Source organism: Phytobacter ursingii (genome assembly GCF_001022135.1).
Lineage (GTDB): Bacteria > Pseudomonadota > Gammaproteobacteria > Enterobacterales > Enterobacteriaceae > Phytobacter > Phytobacter ursingii.
On the sequence record NZ_CP011602.1, the window covers coordinates 1816599 to 1843231 of the forward strand.

Annotated in this window: 28 protein-coding genes and 1 pseudogene; 13 read left to right on the forward strand and 16 right to left on the reverse strand. The window is 54.7% G+C overall.

Translation table 11 applies throughout. The features are described 5' to 3' along the window. Positions 1 to 3 precede the first annotated feature (3 nt). Genes eitA through AB182_RS12130 form a run of 4 tightly spaced genes read left to right on the forward strand, consistent with a single transcriptional unit; the run spans position 4 to position 4050 of the window. Positions 4 to 1002 carry a siderophore ABC transporter substrate-binding protein EitA gene (gene eitA / locus AB182_RS12115; protein ID WP_047370315.1) on the forward strand — a complete coding sequence of 333 codons (999 nt, stop codon included), beginning with the start codon at positions 4 to 6 and terminating at the stop codon, positions 1000 to 1002. Beyond that, a complete protein-coding gene (locus tag AB182_RS12120) occupies positions 1002 to 2039 on the forward strand; it encodes a FecCD family ABC transporter permease (RefSeq protein ID WP_047370316.1) in 1038 nt (345 codons plus the stop codon). The genes eitA and AB182_RS12120 overlap by 1 nt, the downstream gene beginning before the upstream one ends. Further along, positions 2039 to 2800 carry a siderophore ABC transporter ATP-binding protein EitC gene (eitC, locus tag AB182_RS12125; RefSeq protein WP_047370317.1) on the forward strand — a complete coding sequence of 254 codons (762 nt, stop codon included), beginning with the start codon at positions 2039 to 2041 and terminating at the stop codon, positions 2798 to 2800. Before AB182_RS12120 ends, eitC begins: the two co-directional genes overlap by 1 nt. Positions 2801 to 2814: 14 nt before the next feature. Continuing rightward, the gene (locus AB182_RS12130) at positions 2815 to 4050 is read left to right on the forward strand and encodes an MDR family MFS transporter (protein ID WP_047370318.1); all 1236 of its coding nucleotides are present in this window, start codon (positions 2815 to 2817) and stop codon (positions 4048 to 4050) included. On the opposite strand, the gene AB182_RS12135 is transcribed toward AB182_RS12130, so the two are convergent. Next, positions 4047 to 5054, reverse strand: a complete 1008-nt coding sequence (locus tag AB182_RS12135) for a GlxA family transcriptional regulator (RefSeq protein ID WP_047370319.1) — start codon at positions 5052 to 5054, stop codon at positions 4047 to 4049. The two genes, AB182_RS12130 and AB182_RS12135, sit on opposite strands and share 4 nt — an antisense overlap. Positions 5055 to 5180: 126 nt before the next feature. Between AB182_RS12135 and AB182_RS12140 the strand changes: the two genes are divergently transcribed. The 3 genes from AB182_RS12140 to gap all read left to right on the forward strand — a co-directional run bounded on the left by AB182_RS12140 (position 5181) and on the right by gap (position 8215). Beyond that, the gene (locus tag AB182_RS12140; RefSeq protein ID WP_047373274.1) at positions 5181 to 5948 is read left to right on the forward strand and encodes an alpha/beta hydrolase; all 768 of its coding nucleotides are present in this window, start codon (positions 5181 to 5183) and stop codon (positions 5946 to 5948) included. Between the two features lie 196 nt (positions 5949 to 6144). After that, complete coding sequence (locus AB182_RS12145; protein WP_047370320.1) at positions 6145 to 7125, forward strand: GlxA family transcriptional regulator; 981 nt, start codon at positions 6145 to 6147, stop codon at positions 7123 to 7125. Positions 7126 to 7204: 79 nt separating this feature from the next. Continuing rightward, on the forward strand, positions 7205 to 8215 hold the full coding sequence (gene gap, locus AB182_RS12150; protein WP_047370321.1) for a type I glyceraldehyde-3-phosphate dehydrogenase: 1011 nt from the start codon (positions 7205 to 7207) through the stop codon (positions 8213 to 8215). Between the two features lie 57 nt (positions 8216 to 8272). Here gap and AB182_RS12155 read toward each other — a convergent pair whose 3' ends face one another. The 9 genes from AB182_RS12155 to gcvA form a co-directional block, all read right to left on the reverse strand. Next, complete coding sequence (locus AB182_RS12155) at positions 8273 to 8860, reverse strand: cupin domain-containing protein (RefSeq protein ID WP_047370322.1); 588 nt, start codon at positions 8858 to 8860, stop codon at positions 8273 to 8275. A gap of 56 nt (positions 8861 to 8916) precedes the next feature. After that, a complete protein-coding gene (locus AB182_RS12160; protein ID WP_047370323.1) occupies positions 8917 to 9618 on the reverse strand; it encodes a DUF1989 domain-containing protein in 702 nt (233 codons plus the stop codon). Continuing rightward, entirely contained in the window at positions 9615 to 10868 is a 1254-nt protein-coding gene (locus tag AB182_RS12165) for a M20 family metallo-hydrolase (protein ID WP_047370324.1), read from the reverse strand. Before AB182_RS12165 ends, AB182_RS12160 begins: the two co-directional genes overlap by 4 nt. Further along, complete coding sequence (locus AB182_RS12170) at positions 10865 to 11680, reverse strand: amino acid ABC transporter ATP-binding protein (RefSeq protein WP_047370325.1); 816 nt, start codon at positions 11678 to 11680, stop codon at positions 10865 to 10867. Before AB182_RS12170 ends, AB182_RS12165 begins: the two co-directional genes overlap by 4 nt. A gap of 1 nt (position 11681) precedes the next feature. Further along, a complete protein-coding gene (locus AB182_RS12175; RefSeq protein WP_047370326.1) occupies positions 11682 to 12323 on the reverse strand; it encodes an amino acid ABC transporter permease in 642 nt (213 codons plus the stop codon). Beyond that, positions 12320 to 12982 (reverse strand): amino acid ABC transporter permease, encoded by a 663-nt coding sequence (locus AB182_RS12180; protein ID WP_047370327.1) that lies wholly within the window; start codon positions 12980 to 12982, stop codon positions 12320 to 12322. The genes AB182_RS12175 and AB182_RS12180 overlap by 4 nt, the downstream gene beginning before the upstream one ends. 7 nt (positions 12983 to 12989) lie before the next feature. Then, a complete protein-coding gene (locus AB182_RS12185; RefSeq protein WP_047370328.1) occupies positions 12990 to 13844 on the reverse strand; it encodes a transporter substrate-binding domain-containing protein in 855 nt (284 codons plus the stop codon). A 256-nt stretch (positions 13845 to 14100) separates the two neighbouring features. Continuing rightward, a complete protein-coding gene (locus tag AB182_RS12190; RefSeq protein WP_047370329.1) occupies positions 14101 to 14631 on the reverse strand; it encodes a GrpB family protein in 531 nt (176 codons plus the stop codon). A 63-nt stretch (positions 14632 to 14694) separates the two neighbouring features. Further along, positions 14695 to 15582, reverse strand: coding sequence for a transcriptional regulator GcvA (gcvA, locus tag AB182_RS12195; RefSeq protein WP_047370330.1), 888 nt, complete (start codon positions 15580 to 15582; stop codon positions 14695 to 14697). A 118-nt stretch (positions 15583 to 15700) separates the two neighbouring features. Between gcvA and AB182_RS12200 the strand changes: the two are divergent. Then, positions 15701 to 16593, forward strand: a pseudogene (locus AB182_RS12200) (DMT family transporter). Positions 16594 to 16703: 110 nt separating this feature from the next. Here AB182_RS12200 and AB182_RS12205 read toward each other — a convergent pair. After that, entirely contained in the window at positions 16704 to 17540 is an 837-nt protein-coding gene (locus tag AB182_RS12205) for a helix-turn-helix transcriptional regulator (protein ID WP_223883592.1), read from the reverse strand. A 115-nt stretch (positions 17541 to 17655) separates the two neighbouring features. Here AB182_RS12205 and AB182_RS12210 point away from each other — a divergent pair, with 115 nt between their 5' ends. Together AB182_RS12210 and AB182_RS12215 are read left to right on the forward strand one after the other, a co-directional pair. Beyond that, positions 17656 to 18396, forward strand: a complete 741-nt coding sequence (locus tag AB182_RS12210) for an AzlC family ABC transporter permease (RefSeq protein WP_047370331.1) — start codon at positions 17656 to 17658, stop codon at positions 18394 to 18396. Position 18397: 1 nt separating this feature from the next. Beyond that, complete coding sequence (locus tag AB182_RS12215) at positions 18398 to 18721, forward strand: AzlD domain-containing protein (protein ID WP_047370332.1); 324 nt, start codon at positions 18398 to 18400, stop codon at positions 18719 to 18721. Here the strand turns inward: AB182_RS12215 and AB182_RS12220 are convergent, their stop codons facing one another. Together AB182_RS12220 and AB182_RS12225 are read right to left on the reverse strand one after the other, a co-directional pair. Beyond that, a complete protein-coding gene (locus AB182_RS12220) occupies positions 18722 to 19162 on the reverse strand; it encodes a GNAT family N-acetyltransferase (protein WP_047370333.1) in 441 nt (146 codons plus the stop codon). 64 nt (positions 19163 to 19226) lie between these two features. Continuing rightward, positions 19227 to 20141, reverse strand: coding sequence for a LysR family transcriptional regulator (locus AB182_RS12225; RefSeq protein WP_047370334.1), 915 nt, complete (start codon positions 20139 to 20141; stop codon positions 19227 to 19229). A 121-nt stretch (positions 20142 to 20262) separates the two neighbouring features. On the opposite strand from AB182_RS12225, the gene AB182_RS12230 reads away from it, so the two are divergent. Then, positions 20263 to 21678 (forward strand): MFS transporter, encoded by a 1416-nt coding sequence (locus AB182_RS12230; protein WP_047370335.1) that lies wholly within the window; start codon positions 20263 to 20265, stop codon positions 21676 to 21678. Between the two features lie 54 nt (positions 21679 to 21732). On the opposite strand, the gene AB182_RS12235 is transcribed toward AB182_RS12230, so the two are convergent. Then, on the reverse strand, positions 21733 to 22125 hold the full coding sequence (locus AB182_RS12235) for a cell envelope integrity TolA C-terminal domain-containing protein (protein WP_047370336.1): 393 nt from the start codon (positions 22123 to 22125) through the stop codon (positions 21733 to 21735). Between the two features lie 96 nt (positions 22126 to 22221). Then, entirely contained in the window at positions 22222 to 22926 is a 705-nt protein-coding gene (locus AB182_RS12240; protein ID WP_047370337.1) for a GNAT family N-acetyltransferase, read from the reverse strand. Between the two features lie 154 nt (positions 22927 to 23080). On the opposite strand from AB182_RS12240, the gene AB182_RS12245 reads away from it, so the two are divergent. Together AB182_RS12245 and AB182_RS12250 are read left to right on the forward strand one after the other, a co-directional pair. After that, positions 23081 to 24352 carry a lipase family protein gene (locus AB182_RS12245; protein ID WP_052958826.1) on the forward strand — a complete coding sequence of 424 codons (1272 nt, stop codon included), beginning with the start codon at positions 23081 to 23083 and terminating at the stop codon, positions 24350 to 24352. Positions 24353 to 24424: 72 nt separating this feature from the next. Next, positions 24425 to 24850 (forward strand): GNAT family N-acetyltransferase, encoded by a 426-nt coding sequence (locus AB182_RS12250; protein ID WP_047370338.1) that lies wholly within the window; start codon positions 24425 to 24427, stop codon positions 24848 to 24850. A gap of 3 nt (positions 24851 to 24853) precedes the next feature. Here the strand turns inward: AB182_RS12250 and AB182_RS12255 are convergent, their stop codons facing one another. Further along, positions 24854 to 26413 (reverse strand): GGDEF domain-containing protein, encoded by a 1560-nt coding sequence (locus AB182_RS12255; RefSeq protein WP_047370339.1) that lies wholly within the window; start codon positions 26411 to 26413, stop codon positions 24854 to 24856. Positions 26414 to 26633: the final 220 nt, after the last annotated feature.

Here is a 26633-nt window from a genome sequence, read left to right on the forward strand (position 1 = left end):
TACATGAAAAAGGTCATCAGTGCTTTAGGATTGGTTTTCGCTTCGGTCAGTTCCGCGTTTGCTACCACCTACCCTGTCACCATCGAAAACTGCGGATACAAAGAAACATTCACCAAAGCGCCTGAGCGCGTCGTCGCGCTGGGTCAAAACACCGTTGAGATCCTTCTGTTGCTTGGCCTTGAGGATAACGTGGTTGCCAGCGCATTCTGGCCGACAAAAGTGTTGCCATCACTTGCGGAAAAAAACAGCAAAATCAAAAATCTGACCGTTGAAATCCCGACACTGGAATCCATTCTCGCGCAAAATCCGGACTTTGTCCCTGCCCAGATCCCTTTATTACTGGGGCCAGAGAGCAAGGTCGCTAAACGCGAAGATCTCACCACTGTGGGTGTTAACAGCTATATGTCTCCCGGAATGTGCGCCACCAAAAAAGGCGTTGGCGATATGTACGGAAGCCGCCAGAAGCTGTGGGATATGAGCTTCCTTTACCAGGAAATCACGGATTTCGCGACTATTTTTAATGTTGAAGATCGCGGCAATGCGCTGATTGCGGATTTCAAAAAACGGGAAAATAATCTGCGTGCCGAGTTCAGTAAAAACAAAAAAGACCTCTCGTTTGTTTTCTGGTTCTCCAGTTCCTCCCCGTCTGCTGACGCCTATGTTGGTGGCAAGAACAGTGCGTCAGGATTTATCGCAAATGTCCTTGGCGGCCATAACGCCATTACCTCAGAAACCGAATGGCCAACGGTTGGCTGGGAAAGCATCATCGCCGCTAACCCCGATGTCATCGTGGTCTCCAGTCTTGACCGCAACCGCTGGGCGCTGGATAACGCCGAAGAAAAAATCAAATTCCTGAAAAGCGATCCGGCGGTAAGTCAGCTTGATGCCGTTAAAAAAGGTCACATTGTCGTGATGGACGGCCAGGCGATGAACCCGACGATTCGTACCATTTATGGCGCTGAACAGATTGCCGAACAGCTCAGAAAAATGGGACTGAATTGATGAGTTGCGCAGTACAACAGGCCCGTCAGGGCCTGATACTCACCACATCGACGGTACTCGCGCTGATCCTTCTGTTGCTGGTAATTGCCACAGGCGTCAGTGTCGGCGAATTGTCCATTCCACTCAGCAGTGTGTTTTATGCGCTGACCAACAAAGCCGGACTCACCGAGGTGCCGCTCAGCCGCATTCATGAAAGTGTGATTTGGGATTTCCGTCTCAGCCGCGCGTTGGTCGCGGCCTGCTGTGGTGCAGGGCTGGCGATTTGTGGTGCCGTTTTGCAAAGTCTGCTGAAAAATGCACTGGCAGAACCCTATGTACTGGGGGTATCGGCGGGCGCATCAACGGGTGCCGTGTCTGTCGTGGTCCTCGGTGTTGGTACCGGCGCCGTGTCCCTTTCTGCCGGCGCGTTTGCCGGCGCGTTTGCCGCTTTCGCTTTTGTCGCCTTTCTTACTAACGGCGCACGCGGCGGTAATGAGCGGACTATTCTGGCGGGCGTGGCGGCATCGCAACTCTTCAACGCGATCACGGCTTATACCATTAGCACCTCCGCCAGCGCACAACAGGCGCGGGATGTCATGTTCTGGCTGCTTGGCAGTTTTAGCGGCGTTCGCTGGCCGGAGTTTCAGCTGGCGCTGGTCGTCGTGCTGCTTGGCCTTGCGGTATGCCTTTTTTACTCCCGCGCGCTGGACGCCTTTACCTTTGGTGATGATGCCGCGGCATCCCTTGGCATCAATGTCCCTGTGGTTCGGTTGATCCTCTTTACAGCCACCGCGCTGATAACCGCCACCATTGTCAGTATGGCTGGATCGATAGGCTTTGTCGGTCTGGTTGTGCCGCATATGATGCGCTTTTTCTTTGGCCCGCTTCACCGTACGTTGCTGATTGCCAGTGCTCTGGCAGGCGCGATCCTGATGGTGCTTGCCGATATCGCCTCAAGGATGCTGATCGCGCCGCAGAGTTTGCCGGTAGGCGTGGTCACTGCGCTGGTTGGCGTCCCTTTCTTTGCCGTCATTATCTATCGTTCAAGGAATAAGTAATGAGCATCACTGCTGAAAACATTACCTGGAAGATAGCGAAGAAAACTATCGTGAATAATGTCTCACTGTCTGTCTCCAGGGGGCAAACGGTGGGATTACTTGGCCCGAACGGTTCAGGAAAATCCTCGTTACTGCGTATTCTTGCCGGTTTACGCCGACCGGATGCAGGTACGGTAACCCTGGATGGCAACAACATTGCCCGCTTACCTAAAAAGCAGCTTGCCCGTCGTATTGCCTTTGTCGAACAACACGGGATGACCGAGTCCAATATGCGGGTTCGCGATGTGGTAAAACTGGGACGCATTCCGCATCATTCCGCCTTCTCTGGCTGGACGTCCCATGATGATGAGACAGTAAACGCCGCCCTTGAGCGGGTTGATATGCTCGGAAAAAGCGATCAAGGATGGCTGAGTTTATCTGGCGGTGAACGTCAGCGCGTGCATATCGCGCGGGCACTGGCTCAGGTACCGAGTGAGATCCTCCTGGATGAGCCAACCAATCACCTGGATATTCATCACCAGCTGCAATTAATGAAGCTGATCAGTGAATTGCCGGTGACCAGTATTGTCGCTATTCACGATCTTAATCATGCTTCGATGTTCTGTGACGCATTGATTGTTATGCAACAGGGCCAGGTCATTGCCACAGGCACGCCGCAGGAGATTCTGACCGAAGCGTTACTCTGGGATGTCTTCCGGGTGAAAACGCGTATTGAGATCTCGGCGTTTCATGGCAAGAAGCATATTCACTTCCTTATCTGAAAAAGACTCTCTGGATGCATTTACTCCGCCCCGCCACACATCTCTGGCCGCCCGTGTTACTGGGCAGCCAGTTTGTCTTCAATATCGGTTTTTACGCTGTCGTTCCCTTTCTGGCGATTTTTCTTCGTGATGACATGCTGCTTTCCGGCGGGATGATCGGCCTGATTCTGGGGTTAAGAACCTTTTCACAACAAGGCATGTTTATCGTTGGCGGTGCGCTTTCCGACCGATTCGGCGCCCGCAGCATTATCCTCTGCGGCTGCGTTATCCGGGGGGTGGGGTATCTGCTGTTGGCGCTGGGTGACAGCATCGCGCCCATTATTCTTGGCGCTTGCCTGACAGGCATCGGCGGCGCCCTTTTCTCTCCGTCCATAGAAGCCTTGCTGGCAAAGGCGGGCACGGACAGTGAGGCGAGCGGCAAGCGCAACCGCGCGGAATGGTTCGCGCTCTTTGCCGTTTGCGGCGAACTTGGCGCGGTGCTCGGTCCTGTTCTGGGTTCCGTCCTTGCCGGACTGGGATTTCGACAGGTAGCCCTGGCGGGGGCCGCAGTGTTTATCGTTGCGCTTGGCGTATTACATTTTTGCCTGCCACGTCATCCGCCGCGCCAGGCGGCGCTGCATATTACGCCATGGTGGACTACCTTTCGTCAGCCGCGATTTGTGGCGTTCATCATCGCCTACAGTTCATGGCTGTTGAGCTACAACCAGCTATACCTGGCTCTGCCGGTGGAGATTGCCCGCGCCGGCGGCAGCGAGAAGGATTTAGGCCCGTTGTTTATGCTGGCATCGGGGCTGGTTATTCTGTTTCAACTTCCCCTCGCCCGCTTTGCCCGGCGTGTTGGCGCAATACGAATATTGCCCTGTGGCTTTTTGCTGGTGTCCGCGTCATTTCTGAGCGTCGCCCTGTTCGCCGCATCGACGCCCCCGGACAGCTGGCTTCGCCTGTTACCCGCCGCCTGTTTTGTTACACTGCTGACCATGGGGCAGATGTTACTGGTGCCCTCAGCAAAAGACATGATCCCACAGTTCGCCACGCCGTCCATGTTGGGTGCGCACTACGGCGCACTGGCAACCGCAGGCGGTATTGCGGTGCTGGCAGGCAATTTCCTGCTGGGCAGCCAGCTCGACCGGGCGTTAACGCCCTCCACCGATGCCATCTATCCCTGGTTGCAACTGGCAGTATTTCCATTATTAAGTGCCATTGCCCTGTTTTTTATCTGTCGATCCGGGCAGGAAAAAGAGAGACGTTAACGCTCCATGTCACCCGATCTATTTTTCACCCACTCTTTGTACATGCCGGGAGACATGCCCATTACGGAATTGAATGCACGCCGGAAAGCCGTTTCATCGTTGTAGCCGCATTCACTTGCTACCTGAGAAATCGTTTTGCCGCGATTTTCCAGCAGCATAGCCGCTGACTCGATACGTACGCGGGTAATAAAGTTTTTTGGACTTTCCTGCGTGAGTTCTGTCATTTTGCGATTGAGCGTTCTGGTTGTCATATTAAGCGATGCAGCAAGTTGCTCAACAGTCATCGATGGATCCTGGAAACGTACCAGATGTTCGGCTTTGATAAGTAACGGATGGCGTGAATGAAGAAAACCAGCGGGCGCATAAAGATGTTGGGATAGCGGCTGGCTATCAGCAACAGCCATATCAGCGGTCAGTTTTGCCATCTCATCACCCGCGTACCGCCTGACAATGTGTATCGCCAGATCCACCCATGAAAGCGGCCCGCCGGTGGTGATGATATTGTAGTCTTCCACCAGCGCTCTCCCCCAGACAGGTTTTGCCAGCGGATAACGTTCACGAAACGTGTGAAATAACCACCATGTCGTGGCACACATCCGCCCATTTAACAGCCCGGCTTCCGCCAGGACAAATCCACCCGCACAGGCACCAGCCACAGCACATCCCTGCTGATGTTGTGCTTTTACCCACCGTGCTGCATCGGTGATTGCTGCTTTGGAAAGCGGATATTTTTCTTTATCAAGACGCATACCGCTGGCAATGATCAGTGCGTATTTATCGCTCTCAAAAGATCCTTCACTCTCAATCTGCCTGCCCTGCGCGTCGATGACGGGTTGACCATCCGCCGTGACGATATGCGCGCTAAAACCAGGTTCATTACCGACATCGCGATGACGCAGCGCCGGATTTTGCTCTGCCACCTGATTTGCCAGCCAGAACATATCTGACAATCCCGAAAGGGCCGATTTCATACTTCCCGGCACTGCGAGTAATGCAATTCGCATAATCAAATCCTGCTCATCCTAATGTCCGATTTTGCATGATACCTGTCATTAATGACACTTTATCGCGATCATGACGCGGAGTTACACTCTTTAAACATTATTTATGCGGATCGGGAATGCCCTGCTATGTCATTTTTTATCAATAAAATCATGCAATACACGTCACTCCTGCTCTGCCTCTTCGCAATAAGCGTTGACGCGCAGGAGTTAAATATCAAAAACATCGTTCTGGTTCATGGCGCATTTGCCGATGGTTCGAGTTGGTCTGCGGTGACCGCGCTCCTGCAGGCCAAAGGTTATACCGTTACCGCAGTGCAAAACCCGCTGACCTCACTTACAGACGATGTGGCGGCCACAGAGCGCGTTCTGCAACGACAACACGGCGACGTACTACTAGTTGGTCACTCCTGGGGAGGCGCCGTGATTACTCAGGCAGGCAATGCTGAAAATGTGAAAGGGCTTGTTTATCTGTCGGCCCTGGTGCCCGACAGCGGTGAATCCGTTAGCGATACCCTTACGCGCCTTAATGCCCCTATGAATGGGTTGCAGGCCGATAAGAATGGCTTGATTTGGCTGGATAACCCGGAGATGTTCCACAACGTGATGGCAAATGATCTGCCTGAGCCTCAGGCGCGTTTACTTGCCGCAGCACAACAACCTATTGCGGCGAAAGCCTTCAGTGAAAAAGTTAATCTCGCCGCCTGGCATAATAAGCCGTCGTGGTATTTATTAACTGAAAATGACAATGCGCTTAAACCTGCCGTACAGAACTTATTAGCCCGAGAAGCTGGCGCTAATATCATCCGTGTTCCGTCAAGCCATATGTCAATGGTATCGCACCCGCAGGACGTTGCGGCGCTTATTGATAAAGCAGCACACAACATTAAACAGTGACCTTATACAGGTGTATTGATCATGAAAATCTTACCTGTTGATTCCAGGATTTCAGGTTACGCAGCGCCAGCGCGATGTAAATAAGACCACGGAAGAGATTCCGCATGTCAAAAGTGCGATCGACTGTTACCACAACAGTTTCCGCATTTACTCTCTCTGCCTTGACTTAAATTGTAATAGGTGTACTTTTCAGGACATGAAAACACTCCTGATAATCGTTCCTGATGGCGGCATGCTGTTTGAAGCCGCCGGTATCGCCGACATTCTGATGCAGGCTAATCGTCTGAACGCGGATGGCCTCTCACAACCGCGTTACCGCTTTACGCTCGCCACCACCCAACCTCACCAGGTCATCCACGGTCAATCGGGGTTGAACCTGCTCGCCGATAGCCGTTTGCATGAAATCGACCCGCGTGAGCCGTGGGATACCATCATGATTACCGGACGCGGCGAGGATGAATACGAAGGCACTGCGGTGGTCGACTGGCTACGCCTTGCTGCCCCCCATGCGCGACGGGTGGTCTCCATTTGCGGTGGCGCGATGTTGCTGGCCGAGGCGGGCTTGCTCAATGGACGAAGAGCAACCACCCACTGGCGACTGCTGGAAACCATGCAAACGCGCTTTCCTGAGATTACCCTCGAAGCCGGGCCTCTGTATGTTCAGGATGGGCCTGTCTGGACTTCTGGCGGTGTCAGTTCGGGCTTTGACCTGACGCTCGCGCTGGTTGAAGACGATTATGGCTTTAGCCTCGCGCTGGAAGTTGCCCAGAATATGGTGATGTATTTGCGCCGTCCTGGCGGGCAGCTCCAGTTCAGCCGTTACAACTTGCAGCAGGCCAGTAGCGTTGGCCCCATCCGTGACCTGCAAAGCTGGATCCTTGAGCATCTGGATGAGGATTTATCCGTCGACAAGCTGGCGGAACGTGCGGCAATGAGTCCGCGCAATTTCACCCGGGTATTCACCCGTGAAACGGGAGCCCCGCCGGCGCGTTACGTTGCCGAGGCGCGCCTTGCCGCAGCACGTCATCGGTTGGAACAAACCAATGAGACGCTGGACAAGATTGCCGCTGAGACTGGCTTTGGCAGCAGTATCAATTTACGGCGGATTTTCGAACGCCAGTTGCACCTTACCCCCGGTGAATATCGTCAACGTTTCCATTGCCGCAAAATGGCGTAAAGTGATCCTTATTTGTCATTTACGCCAAACCGCTGGCGACCTACAGTGAACTCAGACATCAGATAAGAAGGAGTTCATCATGGTTAAGGTCGGTATTAACGGTTTTGGCAGGATCGGTCGCAACGTTTTACGTGCTGCACTGGGTGATAAAGAGATTCAGATTGTGGCAATTAACGATCTGACTGACAGCAAAACGCTGGCGCATCTGTTAAAACACGATTCACTCCTCGGCACCCTCCCCGTCCCCGTTGAATCAGGCGAAGGTCAGTTGATTGTCGGCGGGCAGCCCGTACGGGTCTTTAGCGAGCGCGATCCGGCAAATATTCCCTGGCGTGACGCTGGCGTCGACATTGTGATTGAAGCTACCGGCTTCTTTACCGATCGCGAAAAAGCGGCGGTCCATATCAGCAGCGGCGGTGCCAAACGCGTGATTATCTCCGCTCCGGGTAAAAACGATGACCTGACCATTGTTCTGGGGGTTAACGACCAGCACTACGACCCGGCCCGCCACTTCGTTGTGAGCAATGGTAGTTGCACCACCAATGGTCTGGCCCCGGCCGCCCAGGTGTTGCATCAGAATTTCGGTATTGAACACGGCCTGATGAATACCACGCACGCTTACACCAACAGCCAGGCCCTGCATGATCAGCCAGAGAAAGATCTGCGTGGGGCGCGTGCAGCGGCACTCTCTATTGTGCCGTATTCCAGTGGCGCAGCGAAAGCGCTTGGGAAAGTGATCCCGGAACTCGATGGCCGCCTTACCGGGTATTCCTTACGAGTGCCTGTCCCGGTGGTGTCGATTGTCGACCTGACCGTGACGTTAAAACGCGATGTGACAGTCGAAGAAGTGAATGCGGCGTTCCGCAAAGCTGCCGAAGCAGGTCCGCTGAAAGGGATTCTCGGTTACAGTGACGAACCGCTGGTCTCCAGCGATTATCAGGGCGACCCGCGCTCGTCCATTATTGATGGTCTCTCCACCTTGGTGATTGGCGGCAATCTGGTGAAAATTCTCGCCTGGTACGATAACGAATGGGGCTTCTCTAACCGCCTGGTTGACCTTGCGAAAAAAATGGCACAACGCGGATTGTAATAACACCCGCCAGAACGAAACCACGCTACGGCGTGGTTTTTCGTCTGATATATTCGATTAGAACGTGACCGGGGTATTCACCCACAGCACTCTGGCGACCACGGTGCCGGTATTGCGGTAGCCATGCGGGATCTGGCTCGGGAAATAGAACGAATCCCCCTGCGCCAGAGTCCAGACATCGTCTCCCAGACGCAGTTCCAGCTCACCTTCCAGCACATAACCCATCTCTTCGCCATGGTGTTCAATCAGTCCATCACTGGCGACGCCCGGCTCGATAATATGAATGTTGCCCTGCAGTAAACCGCCTTTGTGATGCCAGGTCAGGTTCTCCAGTTCAATGCCGCCTTTTTTACTGCGTTGTAAAAACCGCTTACGGTTTCGCTGTTCAGGTTTCAGTACGGGTTGATCGGCTGTCCAGTCATCGGCCATCAGGTCGGCAATACTGGTCTCCAGCGCTTTTGCCAGACGGTGCAACATCGCCAGCGATGGCGAAGCGGCATCATTTTCCAGTTTGGATAACAGACTTTCCGAGCATTCCACTTTTTGTGCAAGCTGCTTGAGGGTCATTTCTTGCACCAGGCGGGCGTGACGCAGCCGCATGCCCAGCGGCGTTCCGGTAGATTTGTTGTCAGCGTTTTTTTTCATCTGTCTGCTTCATTAAAGTCTGCCAGGGCTGCGTTACGCAGGCCTGGCAAGAAAAATCATCCCACAACGACGAATTGGATCTCTTTCGGTGAGCAGCCATTAATCGGCACGATGTCCTGTGGACAGGCAGACATGACGACCACGCAATCCAGCTCGGCACGAATCTCTACATAATCACCTGCTTTACTGACAGTGGGCAACCAGGAAATGGAATAATCAGGATTTACCGGCGTGTTCATCCATAAATTAAGCGGTTGCGGTACTTCACGGGCGCGCAGACCAATCGCATTGAGTGCCATACGCATATTATCGGCGCAACTGTCGTGGTACTCCGTAATCCCCATATTGGTATAACGGTACAGATCGCAGGCGGCAATCAGCGTGTCATGTACGCCTGGCGAAGTATCCGTCAGTAGCGTGGCGATGGCGCGACGTTGGTTGGTCACCAGCACATCACCTGGCTGTGGGATGATTTTGTCGATAAAGGCCCGGGTATGCTCCATTGAGGCAAATTCGCTGAGATCGCTGCTGTTAAAAAACCAGGTATCGCACACCTGACTTCCTGGGGTGTTGATTACCTTAATGACCTGCCCTTTTTTCAGCAAAACGGCGCGTCCGCAGCGTGGCGGGATGGTATACAGCTCATTTAACACTGGCGCGCCATCGACTGAAATCGGGGATGTTGCCGTCGGGTTGATCCCCAGCGCATCGCCATTGTCTTTCTCGCAGCAGGTTGGATAGTGTGCAGTTGCAGTCATGATGTCACTCCTTTAAATGATTGGGATAGCTCAGTCAGCGCGCAGGCCAGCGTACGGGCACCTGCCGCCAGTGAGCGAGGATCGGTATATTCAGCCGGGTTATGGCTAATGCCTTGATGGCTGGGGACAAAAAGCATACTGGTCGGACAAAGTTCGGCCAGATACATGGCGTCGTGAAACGCACCCGACAGCAGTGTCGTATGCGCGATATCCAGCGCTTCTCCGGCCTCTTGCAGAATGTGATTGATACGCGCGTCAAAGGTGACCGGCGCTTTATTTAATAGCGGCTCAACGGTGACATGTTCACTCGAAAGCGAGCGCATCAACGCGTCGAGCTGCGCCAGCTTTTCTGTCGATGGATGACGGAAATCGAGGGTAAAACGCACGCATGACGGGATGGTATTGATGGCATTCGGCGTGACCTGCCAGCGACCAAAGGTCAGACGCAACGCGTCATCTGTTGCATCCCCCATTGCCTGCTCAATGTGAACAAGCTGTTGCCGGGCCAGGGTCATAGCATCCTGGCGCAGCGTCATCGGTGTGGTCCCGGCATGGGCCGATACCCCATGGCAGGTCACCTGATACCAGCGTACACCCTGAATGCCTTTGACGATGGCCAGCGGCAAATTGCGGCTTTCGAGCACCGGGCCTTGCTCAATATGCAACTCAAGGAAGCAGGCCATCTCGCGGTCCGGCCGCAGCGGGATTGCCGCAAAGCGTGTCTGATGCTGTGCCAGCGCATCGCGAAACAAGACGCCATCTACGCCCATTGCGCCAAGATGGTCGGATAATTTCCCGGGGTTAACAAAAGCACTGGAACCCATCGCTCCAGGCGCAAAGCGGCTTCCCTCTTCGTTAGTCCAGATAACCACTTCAACCGGACGTTCAGTGACAACCTGCGCGTCATTGAGCGCTTTCAGGCATACCAGCCCGGCTATTACACCGTAACAGCCATCGTAATTGCCGCCGGACGGTTGCGTATCAATATGGCTGCCGGTGACGACGGGCGAAACGGCTAATCGTCCCGGACGACGGAAAAATAAATTAGCGGCGGCGTCACGGTATATTTCACAACCGAGTTCACGAGCGAGATCAATAAGCCAGGCCCGCGCATCAAGTTCCACCTCACTTAACGCCTGGCGATCGACGCCGCCATCCGCTAACTTGCCAAATTCGGCCAACTGCGCCAGCAGATGGTTCAGCCAGTCTTCATCCAGCTGTCGGGCGACCTGTAGACTCGTTTCCCTCATGGTAACTTCTCCAGTTCTTCGACTTGCAGTGGACGACGAAACAGCGGTGCGAGAAAGTTTTTCAGGCGCTCGCTTTTCGGCTGCGTGAACATCTGTCGCGGCGTACCGCTTTCAAGAATGTGGCCGTCAGCCATAAACACCAGCCGTGACGAGATATGGGCGGCGAACGCCATCTCATGGGTGACCATCACCATGGTCATGCCCTGCCCGGCCAGACTTCGAATGACATCCAGCACCTCTTCCACCCGCTCCGGATCAAGCGCCGAGGTGGGCTCATCAAGCAGCAATAGCTCAGGATTGAGCGCCAGCGCGCGGGCAATGCCTGTGCGCTGCTGCTGACCACCGGACAGACGCACCGGCCAGTCATCGGCTTTTTGCGCCATGCCGACGCGATCCAGCGCGGCCATCGCCGCCGCTTTTGCCGCCTGCCGTGACATCTTTTTGCCCAGCACCAGCGGTGCGGCGACATTTTCCTGCACCGTCATATGAGGCCAGAGATTGAACTGCTGGAACACCATCGAGAGTGGCTTACGCACCTCGGCAATCAGGCTGGCGCTGTCGACATGGGCCGGGCCGCGCTGTGTGCCGGAATACCCGAGCAGTTGCCCTTTAATCAGCACGTCGCCTTTGTCGTACGCGTCGAGAAAATTCATGCAGCGAAGCGCAGTAGTTTTTCCGGAACCGGACGGGCCAATCAGGGTGACTATCTCGCCATGATCGACACGTAAATTGATGTCATTCAGCACCACATGGTTTGCGAATGACTTGCCTACATGGCGCATTTCGAGCACCGGCGCAGAGGTATTGCTCATATTATTCTCCGGTTCGTAGTACATGACTCAGTGTTCTTACGCTCAGACTGACGCCCTGTGCCAGCAGCCAGTAACTGATGATCAGCAGGGCGTAAGGCAAGACATAGCTGTAGGTATTGGCGACAATCTGACTTGTCGTCATGGTCAATTCCGGGACGGTGATGATTGACGCGATGGCGCTCTCTTTAATAGTCAGAATGAACTGGTTGCCTAACAGCGGCAGCGCAAAACGAACGGCCTGCGGTGTCTGGATATGCCAGAAACAGCGCACCGTCGAGATGTTGTTGGCCAGCGCCGCTTCGCGTTGTCCCGGCGGGATGCTGTTCCACGCGGCGCGGAAAATTTCTCCGAAATAGGCGGCGCTATACAGCATCAACGACAGCAGTGTGGCTTCAACCGCGCTCAGCATGATGCCGAGAGACGGCAGGCCAAAGTAGATGACGGCCAGTTGTGCCAAAAACGGGGTCCCCCGGACAGCCCACACGTAAACACGCCACAGGCGAAACGCCAGACCACGTTTGCCGCAGAGTCCGTTCAAGGCAAAGCCCAGCAGCATACCGCCGAACGCGGCACACAAACTTAGCCACAGAGTCACACCCAGCGCCTGAATATACGCTGGCAGGTATTGCATGAGTTCGGTCATCGTTGTTCCCTCTGCCAGTGCCGTTCCGCCTGGCGGCCCAACAGCGCCAGCAGGCTGGTCAGCAGTAAATAGACCAGGGCGACAGCCAGATAGACCTGTAGCGGTTGGTAGGTGGATGACGCCAGTTGCTGGCCCACGCGCATCAGATCGGTCAGTGCGATAACCGACACCACCGCCGATGCTTTGATCACATCAATCAGTTCGGAAATCAGTGACGGCAACGTTGCCCGGACAACCTGCGGCACCTGAATACGCCATAAAATTTGCCGTGGACTCAGCCCACAAATCGCCGCGGCCTCCAGTTGCCCCGGGTGAATACTGGCAAAACCACTGCTGAGGATTTGCGATTGATATGCGGCCGTGTTCAGCGTTAAGGCCAGCGCGGCGGCCACAAAGCCAGGAATATCGAGACCCAACTGCGAGGGCAAATAAAAGCAGAGCAGCAACTGCGCCAGCACCGGCGTGCCCCGGAAAAGACTGACCCATCCATGGGCGGTCATACGGTACATCCGTAACGGACTTGTCGACATCTGCCAGACGCCAATACCCACCAGAAAACCGGCGACCATCGCCGTCAGGGACAGCGCCGTCGACGTGAGCGCCCCCTGCATCAGCATGGGAAGCCAGTGGATAAAGCTCGCGATAAAATCCGTCATCATTGACTGCTCACAGCGCCGGTTCAGGCATTTCTGTTGCCGGTACAGTCATCGTGAAGCCGAACCACTTCTGCTGCAGCGCCTTCATGGTGCCGTCGCGGTTGGCTTCGATAATACCGTCGCTGATAAGCTTAACCAGCGAGGCGCTGTCAGCATCTTTGCGCCCTACCCAACCAAAGAAGGTTTGTGGTCCGATCATTTCCGGGAGCGTGGCAAACACACCCGGACGGGTTTTAATCAGCGGACCCAGGTTGGAGAGCGACTGGGCGACCCCGTCAAGACGGCGAGAGGCCAGATCGGCGTAAGCTTCATCAAAGGCCACATACTGTTTGATCTCTTTAATGCCCGGTTTGCCGCTGGCGCGCAGCGCCTGGTCGAAGGATTGCAGTACCTGCAACTGACCGGAACCGGCCTGCGATCCCACGACTTTGCCGCTCAGGTCATCTGGGGTTTTGATCGCGTCGTCTCCCGCCCTTTTGAGCAGGGCAACAGTAGATTCCGCTATCGGGGCGGTAAAGCCAAAGTGCTCAATACGCTGTTTATTGACGGTAACGGCAGTGACCACAAAATCGAATTTCTTCGCATCCAGCCCCGGCAGGATGCCCTGGAAAGGCAGATCCAGCTGTTTCACTTTCACGCCGGGCAGGGATTTCGCAAGGATGTGGTTCATCAGGTCAACGTCGTAGCCGACGATTTTTCCGTTATCGACATATTCAAAGGGGGCATATCGTGCTTCGGTGGCAACAGATATCTCTTTGGCCTCTTTGACTCTTGCAAGCAGATCGGCGCTGAACGCCGAAGAGCAAAAAAGACTGGCAGATATCAGTGTCAGACAGGCGGGTAAAGTCAAACGGGTCAGTGTCATGGCATGCTCTCTGAAAGTGATTTGAACGTTAGTAAAGTTACTTGAACAATATTAGAGAGGCATGAAACGTGCCAACTGGGTGAGCAGCGACGATGAATTTCATATTTTATTGAAAAATAAGAGAAATATTGCAGGTGGGTGTAACATATGCGATCCCTGTCGGCTATCAGGGATCGGCATGTGCACATTTGGCGTGCATGGGCATGGTGCTTTTGCTGCTTAAAAAGAGTGCAATGTGCGTTATCGATAACCTGAATCAGCCCGGCTGACGATGTGATTTTTCTTGTAACGCCAGCGCTTCATGGCGCTGTATGAAGTCATTTTTAAGCTGGCTGTAGCGCTCAGACAGGTTTCCACTGTGTTCTGCCGCCTCGCGTTTTACCCTTTCGTATTCCTGAGCGATATCGCTGTGCTGGCGCAAATAATCACGAAATGCCAGATGTCGTAGCGTATGCTGGCTGCCCAGCTCAAAGGCATGAAGATGATGCGTTCGTTGATTCTCGCCTTTGACAAAATAGCGCCTGCCCGGAATACCGTACTCACCTCGTGGCGTGTAGCCCGCCTGGCGCAGGGTGTCGTTATATTTATCCAGCAGATGTAGCGAGGGCACTTCCAGCAGGATATCGATGATGGGTTTTGCCGCAAGGCCGGGAACGGCGGTACTGCCAATATGGTGGATAGCGACAGGTATATCTGATAACACCCGTTGTAATAATAACGCTTCTTTCTGATAGCGCCCGGGCCAGATGGGATCACTTTGCTCGATAGAAATACGGCGCCCGGTCATCTTGTTCCCCTCAAGAGATACGACGGTTTACTGCCTGATGGTGAAGACTGGGTTGCTGGTCTTTCAGGATGAATATTCATTGCTCTCCGCACTGGCGGTGGAGACAATCCAGTCGCGGAATTTGCGACTCATCTTTTGCAAGAGCGCCGATTCGTCATAGACCAGATAATAGGCCAGCAGCGAATCAATGGCGATGCGCAACGGATTGATCAACAGCCCTTTTTTCAATTCATCACGAATAAGCGTACTCCGAATAAGCGCAATGCCTTTCCCGGCAATTGCCGCTTCCAGTACGCCATTCGAGTCGACAAATACCGGCCCTTTTTCCTCAATGGCATGTGCAATACCGGCGGCCTTAAACCAGACGGCCCAGTCCATGCGATGTTCATCGTGCAGCAGGGTGTCCAGCAGCGAGGTCAGTGTTTGCCCTTCGGGAATAAGCGTTGGGCTGCATACCGGAAGAAGACGATCGTTGATCAGACATTCGGCCTCCAGGCCCGGATAGCCTCCGGCACCGTGTCTGATGGCAAAATCAATCCCTTCGGTTAACAGATCCACCTGACGATTAGTGGTACTGATTTGTACCTCAACGCCGGGATTTTGCTTTTCGAACGCGGGCAGGCGCGGCAGCAGCCATTGAATAGCAAAACCACTGGTACAACTGACGGTAATGCTGTTTTGCTTCTCGTCGTCCATCAGACGCTGTGTGGCTTCGGATATCTGGTCAAATGCCGGACGGATAGCACGCAGATAAATACGCCCTTCTGTCGTCAATTCCAGCGCCCGCGCGCCTCGAATGAACAAGCGTGAATGCAGCATCTCTTCGAGTTTGGACACTTGTTGGCTCACGGCACTCGGCGTCACGCATAACTCCTCGGCGGCCCGCTTAACACTCATGTGTCTTGCCGCAGATTCAAAGCACATAAGCGCATGTAAAGGTGGCAATTTCATCGTCGCGTCAATTCCATGATTTAGGAAAACTTAATTATAGAAGAAATCCTTGCTTGTCATGTCCCGGGCTTACGTTTTAGTTTTTTTGCCACCTGCTGACGAAACACATGGTTATCACATGCGTCCTTCTGACTACTCACGACTCGTTTTGCTGGCCGCTATCTGGGGCGCCAGTTTCCTGTTTATGCGTATTGCCGCCCCCGAATTCGGCGCAGTCCCCACGGCCTTTCTCCGCGTTCTGTTTGGCGCTATCGGTCTGGCATGTCTGTTGGTTATGATGAAATCCACCTTTCGCTTCGAGGGAAAATTTGGCGTAGCGCTGATGCTCGGAGTGATTAACTCCGGCTTGCCTTTTCTGATGTATTGCCTGGCGGCAACGCGCTTGCCGGCGGGATATTCAGCTATCCTCAATGCTACTACACCTTGATGGGAGCGTTAATCGGCGGCCTCTTTTTTGGCGAGACGCTAACGCTGCGCAAATGGGGCGGCGTGCTTTCCGGAATCGTTGGCATCATGATTATCACGACAACAGCGAAAACGGACGTAACAGGCAGTGTTGTCATAGGCGTCATTGCCTGTCTTGTCGCAACCGCCTGCTACGGGCTGGCCGGTTTTCTGACGCGTCGCTGGATAAGCCAGCGCGGGGGACTGGACCCGAAGATGGTCGCCTTCGGCAGCCAGCTCGGCGCCACGCTGTTTCTCTTACCTTTCTTTGTCGGTTCGGTCAGCCATGGCCCTGCCATTTTATGGCTACAGGGCGGCGTCTGGGCGAGCGTTATCGCGCTTGGGCTGATGTGCACAGCCCTTGCCTATATACTCTATTTCCGGTTGATTGCCGATATTGGTCCGCTACGTTCATTAACCGTCACGTTTTTAATTCCCCCCTTTGCCGTGTTGTGGGGCTACCTTGTACTTGGGGAAACCCTGAGCGAAGGCTTCGGCATGGGCGCGCTGATCGTCTGTCTTGCGGTCTGGATGATTGTAAGCCCAGGCAAAACCCCCACGCAGTAAAGATTCACTCCTTATCGATGGGGAGCAGACATGCGCCGTGTCCGATGCCGTCCAGGCCGGCGGTCGCCGCCCATTTCATCGCGTCTCTGGCGATAAGGGATGTGAGCACCTCAGGCCGAGGCGGCAGCGAATAAGCCTGGCGTGGTGCCAAAGTGTGCGCGGAAGTGTTTTATCAGGTGGCTTTGATCGAAGAAACCCACATCGCTGGCGACTTGTGAGGCGTTTACGCCACGGGAAAGCAGCCCTTTCGCCCTGACCAGGCGAATCTGCGTCAGATACTGGTGCACTGACAGGCCGGTCATGGCCTGGAAAGTCCGCATAAAGTAAAACTCGCTTAGGCCTGCGACAGCCGCAATCTCTTTCACGGTCAGCGTCTGCGCGTAACTGCAATGCAGAAACTCAATGGCTTTGCGGATATCGGCGCGCATAAAATCCTGACGTGCGCCTTTGACTGACCGTTCACCATAATTGCCGATGAGAATGTTGAGTATCTGGTACATTACGCACGTTTTTTCCAACGGGTCGTCACTGGCATTGAGCACCCGGGCAGCATGAAGCATACGCCGGGCAATCCGTGGATCGTGGCGCATGCCGTCGGTACCAAAATTGACGTCTCCCCGCCCTTTCAGTACGGTTTCAGCCACGTCATTAATCAGGTTTTGCGAAGGATAGAACGCGCAATAGTCCCAGCCTTCATCACGCTGCACTGCCTCACCCGTGTGCACTTCGCCGGGCATGATCACCATTACTGTTCCCGCCGCCGCAATCCCTTTCTGTCGGGATATTCGGGTGCGCTGGGCACCTCGGGCAAATGCCGCAATCACGAACTCGTCATGGAAATGCGGCGGATAACTGTGCTCATAACATGAGGCCTGCAGGATTTCCATTCCCCCATGCAGTTCGTTATCACGCCAGAGCCTGATGTCATCCCGTCTGTTTTGCGTCACGTCCTCGTTCTCCAGCCTTTATCCCTCTAATTTTACAAATGCGCAGGATTTTACTATCGCGATTTTTCAGGATCCTTAAGATTGCACATTCCGACGAGAAAGAAAGGGAAAAGTGATGTTGATGAAGAGTAACGCCATGCGCAAGGACGATCCCACCGCCCTGTTTCGTGGCGGTGTTGCCGCTTGCCTGCCTACCATCCCTGGCTACTGGAGTATCGGTTTCGCCGCAGGGGCTATCGGGACCCTGTCCGGGTTTACCGTCTGGCAAACGGCGTTTCTGGCGACCGCGCTCTATACCGGCTCGGCCCAGTTTTTGTTCTATTCGCTCTGGTCTGCGGGCGCAGAAATGGCGTCGGTGGTACTGAGTGTGTTTCTGGTGAATTTACGCTATCTGCTGATGAGCTCCGCAATGAGCGTTTTCTTTCGCGAGCAGACGACGCTGCAGAAAATCGTGAGCGGTTTACTGTTGACCGATGAAACCTTTGGCGTGGCGGTTCAGCGCGGCGGCCATCAGGGTACGGTGCCGTTCGCATGGATGTTTGGGCTTAACCTGGCCGCGTGGCTGAACTGGATCCTCGCCTGTGTGGTAGGTGGAAGTCTTGCCTCTGCACTGCCGCCCGCATTAATGGAAGGATTAAGTTTCAGCCTGGTCTCGATGTTTATCGGCCTGGTGCTGATGATGTGGTTTGCCAGTCGGCAGAAAAAACTGGAAACGTTCAGCGTGGCGATTGCTGTGCTCGTCACGTTCTTTGCCGCCGGTCATATGGCGCTGAGCGTCATTGTGATTGTCGCCGCTTCACTGTCGGCAACGCTGGCAACGGCATTATTACGCGCGACGCAAAAAGGAGCGAAATAAGATGGAGAGAAACATTCTACTGACGATTGCGATCGCGGCGCTGGTGACGGCGTTGATGCGCACGGTGCCTATTTTACTGCTTTCCCGATTTCGCCTGGCTCCGGTCGTTCAGCAGTGGCTGGGGTTTATTCCCGCCGCCATTATGGCTGCCATTATTGCGGCGGAACTGATCGAAAAACCGGCCATGACGAGCAACGGTATCAGCATATCGTTACTGGCGGCTGCCATTGCCGCTATTACCGGGATTATCACACGTGGGCTTTTTGCCACCGTTATCGCCGGGATGGTGGCCTACTCAGGCCTGCGGTATTTTTTCGGCTTATAGTCACAAACTGATGTTATAACGCACGACATCACCCAGTTCCGCAACCTGATCATACAGTTTTCGGGCTGGGTTGTTCGTTCGCGTCACCCAGTAGAGTTTTGCCCAGCCGCTCTTCTCACCCTCCTGACGAATCGCCTCAATCAGCGCTCGCCCCGCACCGCGACCGCGCTGTTGCGTATCCACATACAGGTCTTCCAGATAACAGATGGGTTGCGTTACCCACGTACCTTCATGCATGACGCACAGGGCAAACCCAGCCAGTTGCCCATCGACAACGGCGACACGGCATAACAGTGTGGATTCGGGGGAGTGAATGCGCGCCCAGGTTGCGCGCGTGACGACATCACTTAGCGTGCTGCCGGCAAAATCCAGATAGCCCTGCCACAGCGCTAACCATGCAGCATAGTCCTCGGGTCTGGCCTCGCGTACTTCTACGTCCATTTTTTATCCTTTTGAAACATCACGCGAGGAGCGATATTACGCCCGTTTTTTCCTGTAAGACAGCTCAGTTTTCCGGTAGCAGGCGTTGGCATACGTCACGTACAAACGTCCGTAACCAACGGTGGGCCGGATCGACGTCAGAACGGGGATGCCACAGTAGCGATACGGTGATCCCGCGTGTTTTCACCGGCAGTTCGAATACCGACAGATCGGCAACCGCCGACTGATTTATGAGAAACGAGGCCGGAACCAGCGCAACCAGATCCGTCGCCCGGGCCACAGCCAGCGCAGCGGGAAAACCGGGAACGATGGCCGCTACTTTTCGTGTAAGCCCCACTTCTGCCAGCGCCTCGTCCACCGGGCCGGACAGGGTTCCCCGGCGTGAAGCCACAACGTGTTTCCACTCACTATAATGTGACGTTGTCACTTCTTTAAGCTGTCCCAGCGGGTGCCCTTTTCGCACCACACCGACGAATCTGTCGCGAAACAGCGCCTGGACGCGGATCTCCGGCCCCATCTCACTGAGCACGCCAATCTCAAGATCCACCAGCCCTTCACGTAAAGGGTGCGGCGTCTTCTCCGGCTTTGCGACAAAACGCAGGGTGATTCCCGGTGCAACTATCGCCGCTTCTGCAATCAGCGCCGGGCCAAATACTTCCACAAAACCGTCGTTGGCGCGCAGGGTAAAAAGCTGTTCATGGGTGCGGATATTCAGTTCAGTGTGTAGCGGGCGCAGTAAGGCGCGGGCTTCAAAAGCCGCATTTTGCGTACGCTCGCGGATCCCTTCGGCATAAGGCGTTAGCACCATATTGCGCCCCGCCCGCACCAGTAAAGGATCGCCGGTAGTCTCCCGCAGACGACCGAGCGTGCGGCTCATCGCCGAGGCGCTCAATCCGAGACGGCGCGCCGCCACCGCAACACTTCTTTCGGCGAGCAGGACATCCAGCGCAAACAGAAGATTCAGATCGGGTTCGGTCATTCTATGTCCTTTATTGAGATGAGGCGTCTGGTGCAGGTTATAAGTGCAAATGCTGCGTCTTCCGCCCTGTATATCGGGTCATTATAGTGACCTCTCGCATCTATTTCGCAGAGGTTTTTTTATGCACTTGTTCACTGATCAGCCGGGTGATGAAGGCCTGCCGGGGCACGAACGCCGTCTGGCGATGGCAGCAGTAATGACCAGTACCACAATGGCCGTATTTGACGGTTCGATGGTTAATATCGCCCTGCCGCACATTGCCCGTGTGCTTGAGATTTCCTCGGGCGATGCGGTATGGATTGCCAATGGCTATCTGTTATCTGCCGCCATGACACTGGCCATTTTCGCCGCGCTGGCACCCCGGACAGGATTTCGTGCCCTTTTTGCCGCCGGAATAAGCCTGTTTACGCTGGCGTCTTTGGGCTGCGCCCTGTCGACCTCACTGGAGATGCTGGTAGCGATGCGTCTGCTGCAGGGGATTGGTGGGGCCGCGACATTAAGTATTGCGCCCGCCATTTTGCGCTCCATTTTCCCTGGTCGGTTGCTGGGGCGGATCCTGGGGATCCACGCCCTGCTCATCGCCGCCAACACGGCAATCGCCCCGGTTGTCGGCGGCGCATTACTCGCGTCCTTTGGCTGGCAATGGTTGTTTGCAATCAATCTCCCTTTCGGCGTCATTGCCCTGTTACTGACGCTGCGCGTTGTGCCTGCCCATCGCGCCAGGATGAATGGACGCTTTGATGTTGCCGGCGCCCTCCTTTCAGCCATGATGCTGGGCGCCGTGATCATGGCCTCAAACGCCTTCTCGCGACCCGGTGAAAGCGGAGGCACGCTTCTGACCCCGGCGCTCTACGGGCTTGCGGCTGTTGTCTCGGGCATCGCTTTTATTTACCGCCAGCGCCGTGCGGCCCATCCTCTGGTGCCACTTGCGCTTTTTTCTTCTGCCCGTTTCTCACTGGCCGCTTTAACATCGCTCTCTTCATTCGTCAGCCAGGGGATGACCTTCGTGGCGCTGCCGTTTCTGTTTCAGAGCGTTTATGGCTATAGCGCGTTTACCTCCGCGCTGCTTTTCACCGCCTGGCCGGTTGGCATCGTGCTGGTTGCTCCCCACGCCGGACGACTGGCCGATCGCTATGCGCCCGTCGTGATTTCCACGGCCGGATTATGTCTCTTTGCCCTCGGGCTCCTGTTGTTAGCGCTGTTAGCGGATAATGCGCCGGTCTGGGACATCTGTCTTCGTGGTCTGGTGTGCGGGATGGGGTTTGGTTGTTTTCAAAGCCCCAATAACCGGGAGATGCTGGCCAGCGCGTCCCGGGAACACAGCAGTTATGCGTCGGGCATTCTCGCCATCATGCGCACATTTGGCCAGTGTCTGGGGGCGGCAGTGATTGGGGTGATCTTGTCGGTCTGTGCCCCTTCAGGCTCCCTGGCGCAAGAGGCGTTTGCGGTACGGCTGGGATTGTGGCTGGCGGCGGGCACAACGCTACTGGCGATTGTGGTCAGTCTCAGTCGTTTAAAAGTCCGTCCCGCAACGTAAAGGGTGCACGGCCAGAAATGCCGTTCTGCGAAGAGGCTGAACGGCATTTTTACCTTACTCCCCCAGGATAACAAACCGCGAGCTGGCAAAAGCCTCATAGACATGCTGATTAGGGAATGGCGGGAAAGTGGCTTTTTTTGCCGCACTGACCAGCGCCTCGCAGTAGGCTTTATTCCCATCACGCGACTCGACATTGTGAAGCTTGCCATCGTAAGCAAAATCCATGTGCAGCCGGCATTTTTTATTCTTCCAGGCGTGGCGGTCGGCTAACTGGGATTCAATAGCCTCTTTTATAGCAAGCGCCTGTCTTCCGTATTCATCCTGGTCAGTATAACGTCCGGAATCACAGTCACTCAGCGCGATCGTTTTATGGCAGTTATCCGGGTGCAAAGGTGTGCAGCCGGCAACCGCGCCCGTCAGGAGGACGAGCATCAGATTTTTTTTCATTCCCTTCCCATTGAAATTATTGATTATAAAAAAGTTATTTTGTTTTTCTGGCAAAATAATCACGCATCGAGTGACAGTGCCACACGGGGGTTTTGCCTATTTAAAACTATCCAGCGCACGCTTTTGTTTCCCTTTATCATCAAAATTCTCGCGGTCCAGCCACGCGTCGAGCGCAACACGTAGCCGGGGCCACTCACTATCGATAATGGATAACCAGTCGGTATCGCGATTGCGCTGCTTACGGGTCATCACCTGGCGAAAACGCCCTTCAAACGTGAACCCGATCCGTTCAGCGGCGCGCCGTGAGGCGATATTCGTTGCGTCGCAGCGCCAGGCCACCCGGCGATACCCCAGGGAGAAGGCCTGACTCAGTAGCAGATAGAGCGCTTCTGTACCCATCACGTTGCGCTGCATTAACGGGGACCAGGTCACGTGACCGATTTCAATCGCCCCGTTAACGGTATCAATCGCATTCCAGCACACCACGCCACAGGCACGACTATCGGCACCGTTGATAACGGCATACGGCACCAGACTGTCGTCCGTCATTTTGTGCGCTACCCACGCGGCCATTTCGTCCGGGGTCGCTGGCCTGTTTGCTCCCAGCCATGTCCAGTCCCGGTCATCCTCCGCCAGCGAAAAGGCCTGGTAAAGCGCATCGCTATGGTTTGGGCTGAGGGGCACTAACAGACAGTACTGACCGCGCAATGTCATACGCGCGGGCCTCGTGACAGGCTGCCAGTCCGGCAGCGCAAAACCGACCTGCTGGCCGTACTGGTTGGTTTGGGTAACGTTCTTCATCGGTAACATCCTTGATGGGCGAGAGGCGTTTTACCTTATGTTTCATCTTTTTATAGCATGATGAAACATTGATTACGGCATACTGTTAATGATGGCGCAATAGTGTTCCATGATTATTTATCACCCTTGTGATGCCATGTCTGGAGAACAACACGTGAGATATCACCCCCTATTCCGATGCCGTGCGCCGCTTGCGCTCGCGATTAGCATACTGTTGCCTGGCGTGAGCCTTGCCGCTTTACCGGTCGGACCGGAGGTGGGCGATCAGACTTTATCCCCCTTTTACCGCTGGGATGCCGCGCTGCCCGACAAACCCGGCATAATGTTGCGTGAAGAGCCAATGACGCGCCAGCCGGAGATTGTGGCGGGGCAATCGCGGCGCATCCTCTACACCTCCCGCGATGTGCGCTGGAATGCGGGTATTGTCCCCGTAAGCGGGACGCTCTATTTTCCGCAAGGCAAACCGCCACCCGGCGGCTGGCCGCTGATTGCCTGGGCTCACGGCACGCTGGGCGTTGCTGACGCCTGCGCCCCCTCCTGGACGGGCCACACACCGCGCGACGCGAGTTACCTCAATAAATGGTTGCAACAGGGTTTTGCCGTTATTGCAACGGATTATCAGGGACTTGGCGGGCCGGGGCCGCATCCTTATCTGATTTGGCAGGCCGAGGGGCGCTCTGTACTTGATAGCGTCCGCGCGGCGCTGCAGGCCTACCCGCAACAGCTCGCCAATCGCCTTGTGATAACCGGGCAGTCGCAAGGTTCAGGGGCATCGCTGGGGGCGAGCTACATGGCTCCCTCCTACGCGCCTGAGCTGAAACTGCTGGCAACCATTGCCACGGGTCTGGTCGCAACGTTCCCTGAGGGTCCCGTTGCGGCCGGAGACGGGCGAATTCATGGCACACCGCCACGGCTGGAGATGCTACGCCTGATCGGTGGTTCGCTGGCAGATGATGCACCTGCGTCTGAAAAACTGGTGACAGCAAACGGTGCAACGCTGCTGGCGAGGGCTAAGATTTCCTGCATGCCGGAACTCGGACATGATCAACGCAGGCTGCATCTGAATGCTGACAATGCGTTTGTAGGGGGGCGTGAACAGATCACTGCTATGCTGAAACCTGTCACAGATATGCCATTAGCTCGTTTTCCCGCACCGCTGTTTCTGGCGACCGGTCTGGCAGACCGCACGCTGTCGCCCTATCACCAGTATGCCGCCGTGGCCGCGCTATGCGCCGCAGGCAATCCCCTCGAATGGAAAACCTACGCGGGCATTACCCATAACGGCATTGTGAACACCGCGTTTGCGGATGAGCTCGCCTTTGTTCAGGGGGTGCTTGCCGGCAAGCCGCAGCCAAACAGCTGCGGGTCACTGGTTATTCCGGGAAAGGCGCAGCCAGCAACAAAAGGCATTTTGTATAACAACTGATTTTTTAAGCGCCGCCGTTTCTGAGAGAATAGTTTGCTCAATAATACGGACCCGCCATAAAAAGGATGCCTTATGTTTTTACGCGTAACGACAGAAGTAACCGAGCAAGAGCAAAACGAACTGCTGGACGGTTTACGGGAATTTAATCGCCCTTTTATCCAGAATCGTGAATGGGGGCCTATTGGCGTATTTTGTCGCGATGTAAACGGCAAAATGACCGGTGGATTGATTGGCACACGTAAAAGCGAATGGCTGTCTATCAGTTATTTATGGGTTAGCGAAGCCATGCGTGGTTCCGGACTGGGTACAGAATTGATCAGGGCGGCAGAGAGAGAAGCGGTGAAACAGGGGTGTCAGCAATCACTGGTGGATACGTTCAGCTTTCAGGCATTGCCGTTTTACCAAAAGCAGGGTTATGTGCTGCAGATGACGCTCAATGATTTTCCCGAAAAAGGCATCCAGCGCCATTATCTTACTAAGACGCTGGACAGCCTGTAATGTTTAAAGGGAGTCCGGGTTAGCCAGCGCCCGGTCTCTGCCCTGAATTTTTGCCATATACAATGCCTTATCGGCCCCCTCTTTCAGGCGAATAACATCATCTTCACTTCCACTGCCGATCAGGGAAAAACAGCCGGCGCTGAGGGTCACGACTTTGTTTGTCGCTCCCGATTCTCCATGCGGTATTTTTGCGTTGCGCACGGCTGCCACCGCCTGACGGGCAACAAACAGCGCGGCCTCTGGCCCGGTATCCGGCAGAATAATCGCAAACTCCTCGCCCCCGTAACGGGCGATCAAATCGGCATTGCGCAGTTTAAGTTTCTGGATGATTTCGCCAACCGTGCGCAGACAGTTGTCGCCTGCCACATGGCCGTAGAAGTCGTTATAACGCTTAAAGAAATCGATATCGAGCATCACCAGCGAAAGGGGCTTTTTACTCAGCGAAGAGGCTTTCAGGCTTTGGTTCAAAAACAGATCGAACTGACGGCGATTGGCAAGCCCGGTTAACCCGTCTGCCAGCGCCATCAATTGCAAAGTATGGTTGATACTGGTCAACTCATCACGCAGTTCCGCCAGTTCGGTCTGATTACGCACGTTCATCCGCACCTGGCGAAAAACGATAGTTCCCATCAGCAACGTGCCCAGCAGCAACATGGCGTTAAGCACCAAATCCGGCAGACTGTCTTTTAACCAGCGTGACCAGAGTGCCGGTTTGTCATAACCGGCGGCCACGACCAGTGGATAGCGTTCAACCCGTGCAAATCCAAAGATACGCTCGACGTGATCGAGCGCCGAAATCCAGGTGGCATTACCGCGATCTTTTCTCGCCAGTTCACGGGTAAACAGCGGGCTCGCCGACAGATTGCGGTTAATGACATCATCCGGGAATGGACGTACATACAACGCCGTACCGTCAGTAATTAATAAAGCCAGCAGATCCCGGTTTTCCAGTTCGAAATAGCTGTAGAAGTGACGGAAGTAATCTACCCGAATAGTCGCGAGCACTACCCCGGCAAAGCCTCCCGCCGAATCGCTAAGGCGCATTGAGACGGGGATCACCAGATCCCCTGTTGAACGGCTGGTAATCACCCGCCCGATATGAATATTGCTGTGCCCGTTACGCTGGTGATAGATAAAATAGTCGCGATCGCTGCTATTACTGATCGGTGGGAATCTGCCCAATGCCGTGGCTTTCATGTTTCCCTGCGCATCATAGATGAACAGTCCGTGCAGTTGCGGCAGGCGGTCTTTCAGGTCGGCTAATAGCACATCGAAGCGGCTGGCATTCAATGTTGAGATATTATCTGACGGTATGGTACGGCGTATATCGCGCAGTGCCAGTTCGGCCTGTAGAAAGGTATCTTCCGCCTGACGCGCCTGGGAAACGGACAGGTTGATGGCATTACGTTCCATATCCTCGACGGCACGGTCCCATGAGCGGGTGAGTGTCCAGGTGCTGGCGGCCACGCCCGCCAGTAACAGTGCGGTCATGAAAAAAGTGATGCTGCGTCCAAGGGAGGAATTCAGCGCCAGCGCGCCTGATATATGTTTATTGATTTTCATTTTTTCCTCTTGCTTCGCATCCCGTCCTTTAAGTTAAGCATGAAAATAAGATGCTTTATAAGCAAGATAATGTTCCGGGAAGGATGAACTGCGATGACTGGCGCTATTCCCAGCGAATAAAGGGGGTTCATTGATTGAAATTAAATCGATTATATCACGTCATTCAAAGGATATATCCTGCGACACCTTGTGTCCGCTATTCAGCCGTAAAGAAGAAACG